The sequence below is a fragment of the Clavibacter sepedonicus genome, from assembly GCF_000069225.1.
Classification (GTDB): Bacteria; Actinomycetota; Actinomycetes; order Actinomycetales; family Microbacteriaceae; genus Clavibacter; species Clavibacter sepedonicus.
This window is the reverse complement of record NC_010408.1, coordinates 77,311-94,791: the sequence shown is the minus strand read 5'-3', so window position 1 is coordinate 94,791 and position 17,481 is coordinate 77,311. Positions and strand designations below refer to the sequence as shown.

Below are 17,481 nucleotides of genomic sequence, written 5' to 3'. Positions count from 1 at the left end.
CCGCCCACGGCCCGCACAGCACCAGATCCACCACCCCGCACACACACCCCGCTCGACCACGGCGAGCGCCCGACACCCTCCACGACGTCGCGCACGCTCCCCCGGCCCTCGTGTCCCTCGAGCAGCCCCTCGAGGGACGCGAGCGCTCGGCGCCGCACCGCAGCGGCCGACGTCGACGCACAACGGCAGCCACGCACCAGCACCGCGCACGACGTCGACGAGCTCCACACGACCACCCCGCGGCGAGCGCCGACCCCGCGATCACCCCGCCTCGCCGCCGGCCGGCGGCCCCACGGCGCCCGCACGGCGCCCGCGACGTCGCCTCGACGCACAGGACAGCCGGCCAGCGCGCGCACCCGGCGAGCACCGCACCCGACCACGCCACGGCGCACGACGTCGCGCGCGACGACGAGCAGCGTCAGCCGCGTCCTCGCCGGCGGCCCCGGCGGCCGCGCCGCGGCCGGCGCCGCGGCTCGACGTCGACGAGCTCCACCCGGTACGTCCACCGCACGGCACCACGCCTCGATCGGCGCCCGACACTCGCACCACGACGCCCACGAGCTCACCGCCCACCCCGCTGGACCACGGCGAGCGCCCGACACCCTCCACGACGTCGCGCACTCCCCCGCCCACCCCGCGCACAGCTGCCACGACCTGCAGGGCACCCGGACGCCGGCCACACCTCGAGCAGCGCGAGCCCCCGGCGGCGTGCCAGGCCGCACGACGACGCGCAGCGGCAGCCGGAACCGCGGCTCGACATCGACGAGCTCCACGAGCCCCCCGGCGAGCGCCGAACCCGCGATCACCCCGCGTCGACGACGGCCGGCGGACCCGCACCGGCCCCCGGCCCAAGTCCCGTGGACAACCCGCAGCGCCAGTAGATGTACGCACCCGGTACCCCGGCAAGAACACACGGAACCCCTGGTCACGGCAGTGGGCCACCACGAGGAGCGCTAGTAAATGTACGCACGCCCCGCCCCGCTGGAGCAGCTGCAGCGCGGCGCGCACCCGGCGAGCGCCGTGCACCGCGCACGACGTCGACGAGCCCACCCGGCGCCGCACGGCCACCCCGCGGCGCCCTCGACCAGCGGATCCGCAGCGAGCTCCTGACGCCCCCACCCGCGACGTCGCGTCGCGGAGCGAGCCACCAGCCTCGGTGCGCGCCCGCGACCACACCGGCGCCCCACCGGCAGCACCACGGCGAGCGCCCCGCACCCTCCACGACGTCGCGCACACTCCCCCAGGCCCTCCGAACCTCCAGCACCCCCCTCGAGGGGCCCGAGAGCCCGGCACCGCACCACAGCGCACGACGTCGACGCGCAGCTACCACCGCGCCCCGCGCCCGCGGCGAGCGCCCGGCACCGCGCACGACGTCGACGCGCTCCACGAAACCACCCCCGGCGAGCGCCGCACCCGCGATCACCCCGCATCGACGACAGCCAGCGGATCCACGCGGGCACCCGGCGAGCGCCGCACCCCGACCACCCGCCTCGAGCACGCACGCGCTCTTCCCCGACGCCGCCGAGCTCCACGCCGGCTCGCATAGGCCCGCGGCGAGCGCCGTGCACCATCCGCACCCGGCGGTCGACGTCGGCCGCAGCGCCCCCGCGAAGCGCGACAGATGACACACACCCGCCCGGACGGCGATCGCGCCGCAGAACTGGTCGCAGAACACGCAGAAGCCCCGATCAGACCAGTGGGCCACCACGAGGGGCGCGACAAGATACACACGCCCCCGTGGGCCCGATCGCGCAGCTGCAGCACCCCCACCCCGGCACCGGCACGACCACGGCGAGCACCGCCCCACGTCCACGCCCCTCGAGCAGGCCCTCGAGCAGCGCAGGCCCCCGGCGCCGCACCAGGTCGCGCGACGTCGCGCACGACGTCGACGCGCAGCTGCAGCAGCGTCACGACGTCCGCGACGGCGGTCCCACGGCGGCCGGCGCCGCGGCTCGACGTCGACGAGCTCCCCAGCACGCCACAGGGCGGCCCGCGGCGAGCGCCTCCCCCGCGACCCCCTCGTCGACGACGGCCGGCGGGTCCGCCGCGAGTGCCCGCGCACGGCCTCCTCGGCCGAGCCGCAGCGCGACAGTGATACGCACCCCGAGCCCTGCCGACAGCACGCACAGCACCGCCCCAGAGCGCACCAGCTCCCCGATCCGACCAGTGGGTCATCACGGGGAGCGCGAGTAAATGTACGCACGCCCCGCCCCGCTCGAGCAGCTGCACGCGCACCGCGCACGACGCCGACGCGCAGCTGCAGCAGCGTCACGACGTCCACGCCGGCCGCCCCCACGGCGGCCGGCGCCGCGGCCCGACGTCGACGAGCTCACCCAGCACGCCACACGGCGGCCCGACGGCGAGCGCCCCTCGTCGCCGACGACCGGCGGATCCGAGCGGGCACCCGGTCCGAGCCCCGTGGACGGCCCGCAGCGCCAGTAGATGTACGCACCCGGCGCCGAGCTCGAGCAGCTGCACCCCGCCCGGCCGCAGAGCGCGGCCGCCGGCACCGCCCCGGCGCGACCGCGGCAGCCACGCGGCGAGGATCCGGTGCCCGAGACGTCGCCTCGACGCGCAGGGACCACCCACCAGCGCGCGCACCCGGCGAGCGCCGCACCCCGACCACCGCCTCGAGCACGCACCCGCCCCTCCCCGGACGCCTGGCCACGGCCATCGGATCCGCGGCGTGCGCGGGTCCCCGCCGCCGAGCTCCACGCCGGCCTCGCCCGGGCCCCACGTCCCGGCACGCCTCCGAGCTCAGCACCCCGCCCCTCGGCGAGCGCCACGTCGACGCCGGGGTGCGCTCGTCACCGCCGGCAGCCGCCGGGATCCCGCGCACAGCCGACACGACCCCCCGACACCACCTCGGCGAGCGCCCCTCCCCGCCACCCGCACGCCCGCCCGCGCGCGCACCGCCCCGTACCGCCTGCAGCCGGCCCACCTCGTCGACCAGGAGCCCGGCGAGCGCCAGCCCCTTACCCGCACCCCCGGCGTCGACGACTAGGCCGAGGACGACGACCGGCACCGCCCCAGACGTGCCGGGATCCCGCACGACACCGACACCGACACCGACCGGCCGGGCGCGCCCGAGCGCAGGACATCGACAGCCGCACCGCACGGCCACCCCGCGGCGAGCGCTACCCCGCCTCGCCGACGGCCAGCGGCATCCTGCGTCGACCGCGGCGAGCGCCCGGCACGAGGAACCGCGCGCACCGACGCCCCCGCGGATCCCGAGCACCACCCGCGATCTCGACACACCGAGGACGACGACCAGACGACGTCGACCAGCCCCGCGACCGCCCACGCCGCCCGCACCGCGGCCGACGTCGACCACGCACTCCCGCTCCCCCGCACCACGCCGACGCCCGCCGGGATCCCGCACCGGCCCGCCGCGCGCACGACCACTCGGCCAGCGCCCGACGGCCTCGGCGAGCGCCGAACACCCGCCAGCACCCCACACAGCCCCACCACGACCCCGGTCTCCTCCGGCAGACGCCGACCACGCGAACCCGCACCCGACGACCACCCGGCGAGCACCGGCAACCCGGCAGCGGGCCCTCGCCGCACGCACGCCGCGGCCGCAGCGTGCGCACCTGGTCGAGGAACCGGTCGCCGGTCCCCACCCCGGCAGGGGCACGTGCCAGGCTCACCCCATGACGATGCGAATCAGCGTGGACCTGGAGAACATGACCTACGGCGAGCTCATCGAGTTCGCTCTCGCCGCCCGCGCAAGCGGCGTGGACCCCGCCACCCCCGTCACGCAGGTCCCCGCCGCCCAGGACGAGGACCTGATCGTCCGCTTCGAGATCGAGGTCGACAGCCTCACCGGCGAGGACTTCATCGAGATCTCTCCCACGGACGCCCGTCACTACGCCGGGATCATCGACAGCGTCCTCGACAACGACGGCGACGCCCGCGCCGAGCAGGGCGCCCTCACGAACCTCCGCGACGTGCTCCAGGGCCGCCCCGCCTGACCCCAGCCCGCACCAACCCCGGCGAGCGCCGGACCCTCAACACCAGCATCCCGCGCACGCCCACCCCGACGAGCGCCCGAGACCCGCGGCGAGCGCCGAACACCCGCCAGCACCCCGCACAGCCCCACCACGACCCTGATCCTGGCCACGACCCGACGCCGGAGCTACCCTCACCGCATGACCGACAACCCGGACACCCCCACCGAGGCCACCGACGCCGAGGCCGCGGCCGCCGCGCACGAGGCCCGGGCTGTCGAGAGCCTCGCGTTCGCCGACGCCGCGCTCGCCCTCGGCGGCCACCAGGTCACCGACCCCGTCCTCCTCGACATCACCGACCGCGCCGCGCGCGAGGAGATCACCGCCGAGGACGCCATCACCCAGATCCGCCGACACGTCCAACGCTGACACCGCGAGGACCCACCATGACCGACCCCGATACCCCGACCGATGCCCAGGTTCAGGAGCGCCTCGCGTTCGCGACGGCCGGCCTCGCGCTCGGCGGGCACGAGATCACCGACCCCGTCCTCCTCGACATCCTCGAACGCGCCGCCCAGCATCAGATCACCAGCGACGAGGCCATCGCCCAGATCCGGGCACACATCCAAGGCTGAACCGAACCGCACCGCTCGCCGGGCGGCCCCTCGTGCAGCGGCGATCAGGTGCCGCTGCCGCCACGAACAGCACTGGTCTGACCATTGTGTCGAGCGCCCCGTCCCGCGAACGTCCGGCATTCCGACCGTTCCGCCGGCGGCACCCCAGCCCGACGCACGCTTCACGAACCCTCGTCTCGCGTGCTCTTGCGACCTATGCTGTGGGCATGGGGCACATTCCAGTAGCTGTACCGAGATTTTGGTGGCGCGCGGATGCGGCTTAGGACGGCCGCCAAGAGGTCCCGTTCGAGGCGGATGGTGGGATGGGATCCTCGTCCGAGGTTCAGCCACGCGCCGTTGCTGTCGTCATCGGTGTTGGCAAATCGGATGGTGCCCCAGAAGATGCGGCGACGATCAACGAGCGTCGCGGCGGCGGGGTCTGCGAAGACGCACCAGTCGCGCACGGTGGTCTGTGTGCCATCGGGCAGCGTCAGGAGCTCAGTGCTGGTTGCGAACCCGGGGATACGGATCAGGCGCCGCAGGAGCCGGTTGAGGTTCATCCCGCGCCGTGACCGACCAGGGACAGGCGTCCCGCCGTGTCGCTGACCTCGACGCGCCTTCGCGTCGTCGTCCGCCTCGTCCGTGACGTGGTCCGGCGCGTCGGCGTTCATGGGACGGAGGACCAGGCCGCCGTCCTCGGCGTCAATGGCCGCAACATCCTCAAGATGGCCAGCGCCGCCCTCACCGCTTGTCGTCGCGAGCGAGCAATCGGCGTTGTGGGGCCTGGCTCCGAAGCACGCCGGCCGGCCGTTGATCGCCCGGCGTACGAAGTACGCGTCTGCCTCGCATTCGGGGCATGTGAGCTCTGGACGTAGCCGCTGACGCTCGGCACCGCTCAGCAACGGGCGCACCACCAACGCGGCAGTTTTGGTCTTCACGCTGACGTTCAGCACCCGATCTGTGGACAAACAGAGCACTTCGGATTAAGACCTCTGTAAATTTACAGCTCCTCTTAGTGTGCTTTAAGCGCAAGCGCATCCCCAATGTACGTGGTTTAATGCGCTTTATATTTATGTCAAGTCGTCATAGAGAGTTCAATTGAATGACAAAAACGCCTTCTCGCCGTCTTTACTTTCTTATCATTTTCATCACTCTCGGGCTCGCGGCCGTCACTTCTACGGGTTCGAGCGCGTTCGCTACCGAGGGCGCCAGGCAGACACGACCAGTGGTTGCGGGTTCACAGCTCGAATTCGAGTTCGGCGGCGATTGCACTGCTGGTGCTGTGGTGCAAAAAAATAGCTGGAGTTCAGTTTTCTTTGCAAAAGAGCGCGCCACCAGGTACGTGGTGACTGCTAATCACTGTGTTGCGCGTACAGGGGAGAGGGTATTCGTTCGAAACGAGCTCGAATCTCGTCATGGCAATACCGCTCCCGTTGGAACGGTCTATTGGAGATCAGATAACGTCGATCTAGCGTTGATTAAAATCGATCCTATTGTTCACGTGTCGTACACGTGTGGAAGTTCTTCACATGGCGCGCCCCACTGCTTGCCGGTGACCACCTGGACGCCAAACGCGCTTCCTCGTGTGCTCACCGCGTCGCTTAGAACGCGGAGCATATATGGCCAACCCGTAATCGGGTACGGTGACCCCGGGCTGAATGAAGCTTTTGCTACAAGCGGTAGCACCACTGGTGTACAGGTTAACTGGCGGAACCTATCCGTTCGTGCTTGGCCGCCGGGCTTCAGGAACCCTCATAGCGGAGATCAGGCAGCGTCTTCCTCAACTGACTTTTTGCTTCCGGGAGATTCCGGAGGGCCTGTATTTAACCCGGATACCGGTATGCTTTACGGGATAATGACCGATCAAGTCCCTCGTCGCCCCACAGAGCAGAGCACAATGGTGTATATCAAGCTATCTGAGTTTTTCAAAGAGCAGAGAGAATACAATCTTGTAACTCGTTAACGCTTGGTCTATCTCGCGATTCACGCATGCGACGTATTCGAGCTCGAGGTCGAGGTCGACAGCATCACCAACCCGGCCCCCGTCGAAATTTCTCCGACGGACGCCCATCACTACGCCGGGATCATCGAGACCGTCCTCGACGCGGAACGCACGGCCCCCGGGCTCCCGCACCACACCGCCACCACCAGACCAGTCGGCCGGTCGGCCACGCACGACGTCAACAACGCGGCGCGAGGACCCCGGAGCCCGCACCCGGCGAGCGCCGACGGCCGCCACACGGATCCCCAGCACAACCCGCGAGCTCGACACAGAACACGAGCACGGCCCCCGCTTGGGGAGGGGCCGCGTCACGAGGCCACGGATAGCGTCGGTGCTGTGAACATGGATGTGAATCGTGCGGTGGAGATCTTCAGCGGACACGGGTTCGAGTCGGCCGCCCAGGTCCACGCGACGTACTCGATGAGCCACCACGGCGTGGACGTGCGCGTCGAGGTGCTCGACTTCGGCCAGGCCGCGGGCAACGTCCGGTACATGGCGACGGCGTGGCAGCCAGAGGTGCCCGAGGAGGAGCGCGTGCTCAACTCGAAGGGGCTCAGCATCGGCAACGCGGCCGGGACCGTCGACGAAGCCCTCGAAGGCCCCCACTGGTGGATATTCACGTAGGACGACGGGAACTGACCACAGGCCCGGAACCGACGTCCGGCGCGCACACGGCGAGCGCCGGCCCCTGACTGGGCACCTCGAGCACGAACCCCGCCCGCACGCGGCGCCAGCACCCCGCGGCTGAGGCCCGACCCCCGGGGGCTACGAGCGCAGCAGCTCCGGGAGGAACGCGAGGAACTCCGGATCCCACATGCGACCGGTGCCCTGCCGCGGCGGCAGCTCGATCTCCCCGCCGTCGGCGAGGACCAGCGTCGCGTAGGCCGACCCCCGCTGCCCCTCGTCGGGCTGCCCCTCAGGGTCCGGCGGGAAGACCCAGTCGACCGTCACCCGGTCGATCGAGGACCTGCGCCACGCCGTCACGTCGCCGTCGAGCATGAGGTAGTCCCGCTCCGCGCTGAAGGTCCCGCGCACGAGGACGTCGTCGGTGATCGCGACGACCTCCACGGCCCACGTCGTCCTGTCCTCGCTCGGCACCAGAAACCCACCGCAGTAGCGAATCCTGTCCACCGAGCCGATGACCACGGCCACCCGCGCGAGCGCATCATCTGCCCACCCCGGCTGCCGGTCCGCCCGGATGCTGACCTTGGCGAAGCTCGACTGCGACGCCGCCTCGATCCGCGCGGTGAGATGAGCGATCGTCGCATCCAGAGCTTCCTGATCCATGCGCCGACGGTACCGACACCCCACGACACCCTCGCAGGACCCGATGGGGTCCGCGCGGGTCCACGGCGAGCGCCGCACCACGTCCGCACCGCCCGCGAGCGCCGGAGGCCGCCCACACAGATCCCGAGCCCCGCCAGCGATCGATACCGAACACGACGGCCACACGACGTCGACCAGCCCCGCGACCGCCCGCACCGCGACCGCGCAGCGGCAGCGGCTGACGCCGGCCCGCCGCCCGCACGACCACCCGGCGAGCGCCGGACGCCTCGGCGAGCGCCGACCACAGCGTGGACGACCACCCGGCGAGCGCCCGACCGCCTCCGCCAGCACCCGACGGCCTCCGCCAGCGCCCGACGCCTCGGCCAGCACCCCGCACAGCCCCACCACGACCCGTCCGGCCGCACCACGGCGAGCGCCGCTCACGACCATCACGTTGCAGCAGCCCGATCACGAGGACACCGCGACCGCCCCCACCGGACGCATCGGCAGCCGGCCCGCGCCGCACGCACGCCGCGGCCCCAGCGAGCACCAGCACCCCGCGCACGACATCGACACTCGGCAGCCGGCCCGCGCCGCACGCACGCCGCGGCCCCAGCGAGCACCAGCACCCCGCGCACGACATCGACACCGCGACCGGCGGCGAATGCCGCCGGGATCCCGCACGCCGCCGAGCACCCGACCCCGAGGACCCGTCCGCGGCGAGCGCCGCAGGCCGCCCGCCAGCACCCCCGCACGACCCCGACGCCCGCACCGCGACCCCGAGGCCACGGCCGCATGAGCACCCGTGAACGTCTCCGCGCGACCGGCCGATAGTACGGGAGAGAGCATCACCAGCCCCCCAGCCACCGAAGGGTGGGCTGGCCGATGTCGATAGTAGAGATGGGGCCGCAATCCGCGGCCGCCAACCCGAAGGAGCACCATGACCACGACCACACCCACCGCCACGACGACGCCCGTGCGGCACCCGATGTACGCCGCAGCTCTCGACCCCGACACGCCCCGCCAGGCCCTCGTGCGACGCTGCCACCAGGGCCACCCGCTCGTCACCGTCGCCGAGCTCCGCCAACAGAACGACGGGACCTGGACCACCCACATCCTCGAACGCGCCGGATTCGGCGGGCTCCTCCCGGGAGAGTTCGGCCCGACCCGCACGTGGCAGGCCGCCGCCGTGCAGCTCGCCGCCTGGACCAGGAACCAGGTCCACATCACTCAGTAGAATCACCCCGCGGCATGGCGAGCCCCGGACCCGACGCTGGCTTCAGTTCGAGTAGATCAACTCCAGCCACTCGCGTGCGTTCGCCCTGTGTCGACTTGCACGCGCCCAGAAGGCAAGTCCTGTGCCAACAAGCAGCGCGACCGTGCCAGCGTGTGCTGCCAGCGCGAAACCGTCGGGATCCCCGACGGCGACCCACGCCACCGTGGCCACACCTGCGTAGGCGAAGGAGACGTTTCTCGCCAGCGCGGCGTCGTCGCCCTGCCGCTTGACTGCCCAGGGATCCGACATCAGGCCCTCCCACTCGTCGGCGACGGCACGTCCTCTGCCGCGTGCGAGGCTAACGTCCTCACCGCTCCTCCGTGGTGGACGGTCGCGGGGCGTCCTCGCGAGCGAGATGGCCGCTGACGGAGATCAGGGCCTCCATCACGTGCGCCGGCACGGGTCCCAGATACCCGTCCGGGTTCGTGCCGATCAGGACCGCGGGCCCGGCGATGTAGTCACCCGGCGCGAGACCGATGTCGAGCGCCTCGGCGAGCGCCGTGGCGACGCTGTTCCGCGGGTAGCCCTTGAGCTTGCCCTCCTCGTCGATCACCAGATCACAGGCCGGCGTGACCTCCAGTACCTCGATGGTTCCCCCTACCGCCTCTTGGAGTTGCGCGAGGAGGTGCTCGTCATCGAGTTCTATGACGTCGGTGACGCCGTCGAGGCCACAGCGAATTCCGTTCATGAGTCAGTCCGTTCTGTCGTGGAGCGGGTGGACGCGCGTCGAGATCCGGGCGGCACGACGCAGGGCGTCACGCAGCGGCGTCCTCGACGGCGATGTCGAAGGGGGCGTTGGCGAGGGAGTACAGGGGGCCCACGACATCGTCTGCCTCGGTGACGGAGTACCAGTCCGCCTCGAACCTCACGATGTTCATCTCGTCGCCGTCGTGCCACGCGACCGTGAAGGTCTCCTCCCGGTCATCGCCACGGACGTAGCCGCCTGCGTGATGTGCGTCCCGGGTGTCCTCCCATGCGTCGAAGAGGGCGATGAAGCCGTCGGCGTCCGTGACCGGGTCGCCGTACTCGTTCGTGCCGTAGGGGATCTTGTGCTGCCGGTCGAGGTCGAGGATGCGGACCGTCTTCGTGGGGATCTGTGTCGTCTGCATGACCCCATTATCGCACATCTGCTTGCTGGCCGCAAGCTGCTAGCAATACCCGAGCAAGCAGCCGAGCCATTCGGTGCCGGCGTCGATGTCGGTGGTCATGCGTAGGTTTGTAGATGTCAGATCTACCAACCAGATAGGAGAACCGATGGCACTCATCGCCCCTTACGCCCCGCTGCCGAACCACCTCACCGTGGGCGGCTACAACCCCTCCCCCGGCCGGCACGCGGCCGAGAGCATCGAGGCCGCGTGGGACCTCGCGCACGCCGAAGCACGATCCCGCGCCGACGCCGCCCGCATCGTCGAACTCACCGAGGCCCTGAGGGCCGCTCGCTCCGAGCAGATCCGCGGCGACGACCCGCGGCTGATGGAGTTCTGGGCGGCCGCTCAGGAGGCCGCCACGGAAGCGGAGCACTGTGACGTGTTCGACGACCTGGCCGAGGCCCTCGGTGGCCCCCGCCGCTCGAAGGACTACGACGTGGTCATGTACGTCCGGGCCACGATCCGAGTCACCGACACGGTCAGCGCTACCTCCTCCGACGAGGCCGAGCAGATCGCCGAGGCCGAAATCTCAACCGGTTCGCTCCTGGACTCCCTCCGCGAGAACGGCGCGGACCGCTGGGACGTGGACGAAATCCACACCAGCTTCGCCTAGCGCATCGAGGGGGTGGCACATGCCACCCCCTCCCTGGCCGACCGCCGCACCAAGAGGAAGGAGGGAACCAGACGGTGTGACCTAAGGGGGTTGACACCTTCGCCCGGGCTGGGTAGGTTAGTAGATGTCAGCACAGCCCGACCACCGGAAGGAGCCACACCCCATTCGCCCAGGGGATGCACACACTGCATCCCCCGAGAGGGATGCCCTCCAACCTCGACCCCACTCGCGGCGCTCGCCGCCTACGGGATGCTCGGGCTGTGCTCGATGGTGTGCGCGCTCCAGTCGAAGGGCGGCGCCGCGGGGCGCGACTGCGGCTCGGGTAGTCGGTCGCAGGCGCCCAGCGCGTCCGCGATGGTGCGTGCAGTGGTCAGCCAGGTGCGATCGGAGACGGCGTCCGCGTGGGCGTACAGGTCGATGCGCGTGATCCGGTGCTCGTACGGGTCCGCCTCGCTCTGCGGGGCCCAGGTCACGCGCATCCAGGCGAGGGGCTGCTCGGTGAGGGACTCGCGTCGACGCAGGCGGACGGTACGGGTGTCCTCCCAGACGACGAGGTAGGCCGTCCCGTCGCGCTCAGGCGTCGGTACCCCTGGTGAGTTCGTCGACCGTGGTGCCCAGCAGGGACGCCACGCGCTCGAGCTCGGCGACCTTCCATCGCGTCTCGCGGCGGAGTCGTGCCTTGAGGGCGGGCTTGCGGATCCCGAGGGCCTCCGCGACGTCCTTGTGGCCGGGAGCGCCGGCGACGGCAAGTCGGGCCCGGATGGCGGCGGAGGCGCGGCCGCCCACGGTCGGGTCGACGCGCTCACCGACGTCCATCGTCAGGACGGGACGTCCGGGCGCACCGACCGCATGAGCGTTCCGAGCCGCAATGTAGGCGTCGACGTCGCTCTTGCGGAATCGGGGCGCACGCTGGCCTGCAGGTGTGACCGGCTGGGGGAAGTGGTCGTGGCGGACCGCGTAGTTCCACACCGTGGCGACCTTGACGTTCATCATCTGCGCGATCTCCGCGTACCCAAGGAGCTCTTCCTGCGGCGTCGGCGTCGGCGTCGACGTCGACTCCTCGACGGCGTCGGGCGCCGGCGAGGCCTGACCCGGGGCCATGGTGCTCACTCCCCCGGTTCCGCCGGCACGAGGGTGTCGACCATCTGCTCTGCGTAGTCGGCGACGATGCCCGTCATCCAGTCCCGGACGTGCTGCTGCAGGTCAGGGTCGCCAAGATCGAACTCGGCCCCTCCCCCGTTGGCGTCGGCGATCAGCAGCTGGCCCCTTCGGATGGAGCCGAGGAAGCCGAGCTCCAGCTCGGGTCCGGGGATGCCTGCCATGGGGTGCCTTCCTTCGCGTCATCGAACCTCCTCGCACGAGTGCCGTGCGCGGACACTGCCGGCGGTCATGCGCCGCAGTGACATGTATGAACCTACTCCCCCGGGACCATCGCCCTCGTCCCGCCGATCGCTTGCGCGCAGTCGTACGCTGACGACCATGGAAGACGGACCGGAAGCGGCAGAGGGCCAGTACAGCTACGCCGGCAAGACGTACCGACTCGAGGAGCAGGAGTCCGAGCGATGGCGCGTCTACGACGGCGACACCTACCTCGGGACGCTGGCTCAGACCGACGCCACCAGCAACGAGCGGTGGATGCACTACTCATCCACGCCGGCTGGAGACGAGGGTGCGTCCATGCCGACGACGGACGACTGGCACGCGGCGCTGCGGCACCTGATCGACTTGGCTGACGAGTAGCAGACAGCTGCAAGCAATACGGCAGCAAGCTGTGAGCAATACGCGGTCTTGCAGCCCGCTCTCCTTGATCGGCGCAGTGCTGCGTCCAAGTTCTGCTGTTCCTTATGCGCCGATCGTTTCGATTGAGTCCGCGGGCTTGACGCGTGCTTCCACGAGGATTCCGTCGGAGGTGGTGCGGTAGCGGGCATCGAGGGGGCCGAGGGCCCGGAGGCCGGCCCTCTTCCCGCGCTTGATGTCGCTGGTGAGTCCGCGGGCGCCGTGGACGCCGGGGCTCTCGCCGTGCACGTAGATCTTCACGGCGATCCACTCGCCGTGTGCGTCCCGGAGTTGCGCGGCGAGGTCGAGAGTGGGCCTCTTGGCGTGGGCGCGGGGAATCCCGAGCTCATCAGAGCTCACGGGCGCCTCCTCCTGCAGCCGGCGGAGGATCCACCCGGCGGTCGTGGCGTTGAGCTTCGGCCAATCGCGGATCTGCTTGGCGGCGTCGGTGGGGGAGATCTCCTCGAAGCGCATGTCGCGGTCCAAGGCGTAGAACTCCTCCTCGAGGAACGGGTTGCGCCGCCAGGTGCGATCGTTCGCGAGCCAGACGAGCACTGGCCGGTCGCCGGTATCTTCGCGCGCGGCAACCCACGCCTGTGTCTGGTCGTTGCTGACCGCGTAGAACGTCGTCATGGTGTGCCACCTCCGTCTTCTTCATTGTGCGTCGAGCGGTACGGGTTCGGGTAGGTCTTCACTACGAGCGGAACGCCGCCGATGCGGGTGGCGTCCTGTAGGGCTGGGGGAGTGCGGATGGTCGCGGAGCGTTCGATCATGCGCTGGCGGGCGGCGGCGCGTTCCGGGAGCGGCCGGCGCAGATCGCGCTCGATCTCGTAGTCGACGTGGTTCTCATCCTTGATGCGCTGGCTGAGCTCCGAGTGCAGCTGGATCTCGATCGGCCGCCCGGTGCCCTTGCGGACGAGGAGGTGGACGCCCTTGTAGGGGTTCCCGTCGACGTAGGACGTCTCTGCCTGCACCACCGTGTATCCGCGCCGCTGGAGCCGCGTCACGGTCGCGGTCACCGCGGCCGGGAGATGCTCGTGGTCGGCGGTGACGGCCGTGTACCGCAGGACGTCGGTGAGTCGGTCGGAGACCTTGCGGACGGCCTGAGGCTCGTTCGGGTCGATGACGCCGGCGCCGGTCTTCGTCTGCAGCTTGCGGGCGAGCGAGGACGGGCTCTTCATCCGGAACTCGAGGCCCTGGGCGCGTGTACCAGGAGGGAGGGCCTCCAGGAAGTCGCTCGTGGTCGATGCCTCGACGTCTCGCGCTTCGGCGATGACGGCGACGGCCTCGGCGGCGACTGCGGGGGAGTAGGTGTCCCAGAGTGCGGCGGGAGCAGGTTCCGCATGGTCTTGGCGCCATGCCACGTCAGGACGGTCATCGCCAGGCTCCGGGGCCAGGTCGCCGGTAGCCATGCTCTTCAGTCGGCGAGCGTCGCGGCACCGTCTGCCGCCCTCCGCGCACGACAGGCACACGCCTCAGGCGTCCTGATCGGCGAGGAGGGCACGGCTGCGCCGGTACTTCCCCTCCATGCGGGTGCGTGTATCCGGGTCCAGCAGCTCGAGGCGGTCGGGATCCGTGTTCTCGTCGATGTCTGCCTCCTTCAGGCGGCGCGACCACAGGAGCGCGCGGACCCGGGCGAAGTAGTCCTCGGTCGACTCGCCAGGGACCTTGGTGACGGCGACGACGATGTCCACCGCCTCCTGGGGGATGCCTGCGGTGAGCAGATCGTCGGCTGTGACGTCGGTGTCCTCGAGCACGTCGTGCAGCAGAGCCGCGGCCTCTGCCGTTGCCGGCGCGTCCGGGTAGCGCGCGAGCAGCCGGGCAGCCACGGCGATCGGGTGCCGGATGTAGGGCACGCCGGCCTTGTCGACCTGCCCCGCATGGGCGCGGGTGGCGATGTCGCGAGCGAGGTTGACGAGCTCATCACGGTTCATGCGTCCAGGATTGCATGTTCCTGATGCCACCGGAAGAGGGTCGCCCCACAAATATTGTCTGTGCAAGGCCGTTGGGTAGGCTGGACGCATGACTGCTGACCTCGAGAACCTTCGTGAAGAACTGCGCAAGATGGCGGCCGAGATCGACCGCCTCCACGAACTCCGCACGCAGCGCTTTCACCTCGCCGACCGCGCACACGAGGCCGGCCTCACGTGGAACGAGATCGCGATCCTGTTGAACATGACGCAGAACGGCCTCATCGCCGCGCAGACCAACATGCGGGCGAAGCTCGCCGCTGGGGACACCGCCGGCACTGATGGCATTGACCCGTCCGCGGCACCCGCTCCGCAGGCGTAGGTCGCGCCCGGACGGGGTTCCCGTATTGCTGCCAGCTTGCTCGCGTATTGCTCAGAGCTTGCTCGCGTATTGCAGCTCGCATAGGATGGACATGTCAGGAAGGGGTGCCGCATGAGCGACATCGACTATCGCCCGCACGGGTGGACGCCGAAGGATGTGCCCACCATCTGGGTCGACCACACGACCGGTCAGGGTGTGACCAGCGACGGCACGAGCGTGAAGCCGAAGATCGGTCAGCGCCGGAAGAACCCGAACTTGACCGACCTGCTCGACACAGCGGCCAGCTACGGGGCGACGCGCATCATGCTCAGCGGCCGCGTCCCGGAGCCGGCTCCTGGCGTGCGGCACTGGCTGTACGTGCAGACGCCAGGTTGGACGCCCGGCACGCACTGGATCGGGGCGGGGGTTCCCCCCACCGGGCGCTTCCAGCACGCGACGACCGGGCACAAGGTCGAGGTGCGCACCGTGGCGGAGTGGTTCGGCGACCTTCCCCTCACGCCGGCGCAGGCCCGCTTGACCTGGGACACGTTGGCAGCTGTCATCGCGTCCGTCGATGAGCGCGCCCGCCTGATGCTCAGCCCTGCCGCCACCGGCACGAACCTGTGGGCCTGGTCGCTACCGAAGAACGTGAACCCGGTCCCCATCTCGGAAGAGATCGACGAGGAGCAGCACCGCACCAGCGGCCAGCACCACTACGAGCACCTCGTCGCCGGCCCCAGCTTCGAGGAGCACGAGGACTGCGTGCCGATGATCGACCCCGTCAAGACCCGGAAGATCTCGACGTTCGCCCACGTCGACGGCCGCTTCATGTACGCGGCCCTCTGCCGCGAGCTGGGCATCGGCCCTGCAGTCCGGCTGAACAGGTCGGCCGCCTACGAACTCATGACGACGAATCCGTACGCGCGCGCCAGGTACCACGTGCGCTTCACCGTGCCGGCCGACTGGAGGCATGTCGGGATCCTCGGGATGCGGCACTTCCGCGTCGAGGACGGCTGGTACTACCCGAATCGTCCAGGCGCGACGGGGGAGACCTGGGCGGATGCCGCCGAGATCTCCGTGGCGCTCAACGCCGGCTGGCTGATCGATCCCCTCGAGGCGATCGTGTTCCAGAAGGCCAAGCCGCTGGACACCTTCGCCGAGCGCATGATCAGGGCTCGGGACCGCGTCACGCAGAACCCGGAGATCCCGGTGCCGATGCAGCGTGCCCTGAGCACGGCGCTGCGCTCGATCATGATCTACACGATCGGTGCGTTGGCGTCCTCGGGCCGCGAGCAGACGCGCGTGGTCACCAACCCGATGGAGATCCCGCCGGAGTTCCAGCGCAGCGTCCAGCGTCACGGTGAGCTCTACATCTTCCGCGTGCCCAGCACGATCAACACCCGCACGCAGCGGATGTACCACCCCGAGCTCGCCTGGCAGATCTGGGGCCGTGGACGTGCGCGTGTACTCGACGCTCCCACCGCCTTCGGGAACCACACCGGCGGCGCGCTCAAGCTGGCCCCGCACACGCTCATCGGTATCAACGGTGACGCGCTCTACACGACGCACGTGCCGCAGTGGAGCCTTCCCCAGGAGCACGATGGCGGCGACGACGGCAAGACCGGCCGCTTGCGCCTGGTGAGCGTCATCGAAGGCTCCTTCAACACCCCGGCCACGCTAGATGCACGCACCGCCCTGCGCGCGCGAGCCGACAGGGTCGGACCCGCGGGCGCGTGGGCGCCGCGTGTGTCGGAGGCGGACTGATGGCCGAGGACACACGCTCTGCTCTGGAGCTCGTGCAGACGCTTCGGGGCCGCGGCGTGACCACGGCGGAGATCGCCGCGGAGCTGCAGCGAAGCCCTCGCATGGTGCGGAAGATCCTGAACGGCGAGACCAGCGGTGGCGTGTATCGGGCGACGCTGCTCGAGCTGGCCGATACCGGACGCGCGACGACGGTGCCTCCGCGGCGCCGGACCCGGGACAACACCCTCGTGCCCGTGCGCACGAAGAGGGGCGCCGCGACTAAGAGCGCACCGCCAGTGGACACGGGCGGGCGCTACACCTCGGCCAAGCAGGGCGGCCGGCTGCGGTCGACCACCTACCTCGCCGGCGGCGGCCGCCAGCACGAGCTGAACATCCCGAAGAGCAAGGACGCCAAGGGTCGCGCCACCGCGGACCGGGAGATCCTCGACCGCGTCCGCGCTGCGGCTCGTGGTCAGGCCCGCGATACCCAGAAGCTCATCAGGACCCGCCTCACGTACGCGAACGGCCGCGTCATGGAGGTCAACGACTACAACGCCTCCACGATGCTGCAGCGCATCAATGAGGCCAACGGGAACGCCCTCGCGTGGCTCAGCGCCGAGTCCGCTCAGCGGTACACGAACCTCGACGTCACCTCGACGCCCATCACGGGCGTGACGATGACGGTGTACGAGAAGGCCAAGACGCCCGGGTACTTCCGCGAGCAGGCCCGCGGCCGCACGCGTCGCACCCGGACCCCCACTCCTCCACGATCTTCATGACACGCACAAACTGCAATACGCGAGCAAGCTCTGAGCTGTACAG

At 70.3% G+C, this 17,481-nt stretch carries 23 protein-coding genes; 12 read left to right on the top strand and 11 right to left on the bottom strand.

The genetic code is table 11. The annotated features are described in order from the left end of the window. Positions 1-960: 960 nt before the first annotated feature. The 4 genes from CMS_RS17430 (at position 961) to CMS_RS16100 (ending at position 4,585) form a co-directional block, all read left to right on the top strand. Complete coding sequence (locus CMS_RS17430) at positions 961-1,110, top strand: hypothetical protein (RefSeq protein ID WP_158309458.1); 150 nt, start codon at positions 961-963, stop codon at positions 1,108-1,110. Positions 1,111-3,653: 2,543 nt separating this feature from the next. After that, positions 3,654-3,974 (top strand): hypothetical protein, encoded by a 321-nt coding sequence (locus tag CMS_RS16110; RefSeq protein WP_012300319.1) that lies wholly within the window; start codon positions 3,654-3,656, stop codon positions 3,972-3,974. Positions 3,975-4,151: 177 nt separating this feature from the next. Beyond that, on the top strand, positions 4,152-4,379 hold the full coding sequence (locus tag CMS_RS16105) for a hypothetical protein (RefSeq protein WP_012300320.1): 228 nt from the start codon (positions 4,152-4,154) through the stop codon (positions 4,377-4,379). A gap of 17 nt (positions 4,380-4,396) precedes the next feature. Continuing rightward, positions 4,397-4,585 carry an antitoxin VbhA family protein gene (locus tag CMS_RS16100; RefSeq protein ID WP_012300321.1) on the top strand — a complete coding sequence of 63 codons (189 nt, stop codon included), beginning with the start codon at positions 4,397-4,399 and terminating at the stop codon, positions 4,583-4,585. 161 nt (positions 4,586-4,746) lie between these two features. On the opposite strand, the gene CMS_RS16095 is transcribed toward CMS_RS16100, so the two are convergent. Beyond that, entirely contained in the window at positions 4,747-5,517 is a 771-nt protein-coding gene (locus CMS_RS16095) for a hypothetical protein (RefSeq protein ID WP_133064138.1), read from the bottom strand. A gap of 149 nt (positions 5,518-5,666) precedes the next feature. Here CMS_RS16095 and CMS_RS17000 point away from each other — a divergent pair, with 149 nt between their 5' ends. Together CMS_RS17000 and CMS_RS17280 are read left to right on the top strand one after the other, a co-directional pair. Continuing rightward, complete coding sequence (locus tag CMS_RS17000; protein ID WP_012300425.1) at positions 5,667-6,527, top strand: trypsin-like peptidase domain-containing protein; 861 nt, start codon at positions 5,667-5,669, stop codon at positions 6,525-6,527. Between the two features lie 381 nt (positions 6,528-6,908). Next, positions 6,909-7,190 (top strand): hypothetical protein, encoded by a 282-nt coding sequence (locus CMS_RS17280; RefSeq protein ID WP_133064137.1) that lies wholly within the window; start codon positions 6,909-6,911, stop codon positions 7,188-7,190. Between the two features lie 141 nt (positions 7,191-7,331). On the opposite strand, the gene CMS_RS17275 is transcribed toward CMS_RS17280, so the two are convergent. Next, positions 7,332-7,853 carry a hypothetical protein gene (locus CMS_RS17275; RefSeq protein ID WP_041465163.1) on the bottom strand — a complete coding sequence of 174 codons (522 nt, stop codon included), beginning with the start codon at positions 7,851-7,853 and terminating at the stop codon, positions 7,332-7,334. Between the two features lie 919 nt (positions 7,854-8,772). On the opposite strand from CMS_RS17275, the gene CMS_RS17270 reads away from it, so the two are divergent. Next, entirely contained in the window at positions 8,773-9,069 is a 297-nt protein-coding gene (locus tag CMS_RS17270) for a hypothetical protein (RefSeq protein WP_041465162.1), read from the top strand. 42 nt (positions 9,070-9,111) lie between these two features. On the opposite strand, the gene CMS_RS16980 is transcribed toward CMS_RS17270, so the two are convergent. The 3 genes from CMS_RS16980 to CMS_RS16070 all read right to left on the bottom strand — a co-directional run bounded on the left by CMS_RS16980 (position 9,112) and on the right by CMS_RS16070 (position 10,217). Continuing rightward, entirely contained in the window at positions 9,112-9,357 is a 246-nt protein-coding gene (locus CMS_RS16980; RefSeq protein ID WP_012300421.1) for a hypothetical protein, read from the bottom strand. A gap of 58 nt (positions 9,358-9,415) precedes the next feature. Next, entirely contained in the window at positions 9,416-9,796 is a 381-nt protein-coding gene (locus tag CMS_RS16975) for a DUF3846 domain-containing protein (protein WP_012300420.1), read from the bottom strand. A 67-nt stretch (positions 9,797-9,863) separates the two neighbouring features. Next, positions 9,864-10,217, bottom strand: coding sequence for a hypothetical protein (locus CMS_RS16070; RefSeq protein ID WP_012300419.1), 354 nt, complete (start codon positions 10,215-10,217; stop codon positions 9,864-9,866). Positions 10,218-10,362: 145 nt separating this feature from the next. Here CMS_RS16070 and CMS_RS16065 point away from each other — a divergent pair, with 145 nt between their 5' ends. After that, complete coding sequence (locus CMS_RS16065; protein ID WP_012300418.1) at positions 10,363-10,869, top strand: hypothetical protein; 507 nt, start codon at positions 10,363-10,365, stop codon at positions 10,867-10,869. Positions 10,870-11,111: 242 nt separating this feature from the next. On the opposite strand, the gene CMS_RS16060 is transcribed toward CMS_RS16065, so the two are convergent. From CMS_RS16060 to CMS_RS16050, 3 genes are all read right to left on the bottom strand, one after another. Then, positions 11,112-11,348, bottom strand: a complete 237-nt coding sequence (locus CMS_RS16060) for a hypothetical protein (RefSeq protein ID WP_012300417.1) — start codon at positions 11,346-11,348, stop codon at positions 11,112-11,114. Between the two features lie 94 nt (positions 11,349-11,442). Continuing rightward, positions 11,443-11,970 (bottom strand): hypothetical protein, encoded by a 528-nt coding sequence (locus CMS_RS16055; protein WP_012300416.1) that lies wholly within the window; start codon positions 11,968-11,970, stop codon positions 11,443-11,445. 5 nt (positions 11,971-11,975) lie between these two features. Next, on the bottom strand, positions 11,976-12,191 hold the full coding sequence (locus tag CMS_RS16050) for a hypothetical protein (RefSeq protein ID WP_012300415.1): 216 nt from the start codon (positions 12,189-12,191) through the stop codon (positions 11,976-11,978). A gap of 157 nt (positions 12,192-12,348) precedes the next feature. On the opposite strand from CMS_RS16050, the gene CMS_RS16045 reads away from it, so the two are divergent. Continuing rightward, positions 12,349-12,609, top strand: coding sequence for a hypothetical protein (locus CMS_RS16045; protein WP_012300414.1), 261 nt, complete (start codon positions 12,349-12,351; stop codon positions 12,607-12,609). A 102-nt stretch (positions 12,610-12,711) separates the two neighbouring features. Here CMS_RS16045 and CMS_RS16040 read toward each other — a convergent pair whose 3' ends face one another. The 3 genes from CMS_RS16040 to CMS_RS16030 all read right to left on the bottom strand — a co-directional run bounded on the left by CMS_RS16040 (position 12,712) and on the right by CMS_RS16030 (position 14,579). Further along, entirely contained in the window at positions 12,712-13,278 is a 567-nt protein-coding gene (locus CMS_RS16040; RefSeq protein WP_012300413.1) for a hypothetical protein, read from the bottom strand. Then, entirely contained in the window at positions 13,275-14,009 is a 735-nt protein-coding gene (locus CMS_RS16035) for a hypothetical protein (RefSeq protein WP_133064136.1), read from the bottom strand. The genes CMS_RS16040 and CMS_RS16035 overlap by 4 nt, the downstream gene beginning before the upstream one ends. A gap of 111 nt (positions 14,010-14,120) precedes the next feature. After that, on the bottom strand, positions 14,121-14,579 hold the full coding sequence (locus CMS_RS16030) for an HD domain-containing protein (protein WP_041465156.1): 459 nt from the start codon (positions 14,577-14,579) through the stop codon (positions 14,121-14,123). 88 nt (positions 14,580-14,667) lie between these two features. Between CMS_RS16030 and CMS_RS16025 the strand changes: the two genes are divergently transcribed. From CMS_RS16025 to CMS_RS16015, 3 genes are all read left to right on the top strand, one after another. Next, positions 14,668-14,937 (top strand): hypothetical protein, encoded by a 270-nt coding sequence (locus CMS_RS16025; protein WP_012300410.1) that lies wholly within the window; start codon positions 14,668-14,670, stop codon positions 14,935-14,937. A gap of 111 nt (positions 14,938-15,048) precedes the next feature. Further along, on the top strand, positions 15,049-16,680 hold the full coding sequence (locus CMS_RS16020) for a hypothetical protein (protein WP_012300409.1): 1,632 nt from the start codon (positions 15,049-15,051) through the stop codon (positions 16,678-16,680). After that, a complete protein-coding gene (locus CMS_RS16015) occupies positions 16,680-17,438 on the top strand; it encodes a hypothetical protein (protein ID WP_012300408.1) in 759 nt (252 codons plus the stop codon). The genes CMS_RS16020 and CMS_RS16015 overlap by 1 nt, the downstream gene beginning before the upstream one ends. Positions 17,439-17,481: the final 43 nt, after the last annotated feature.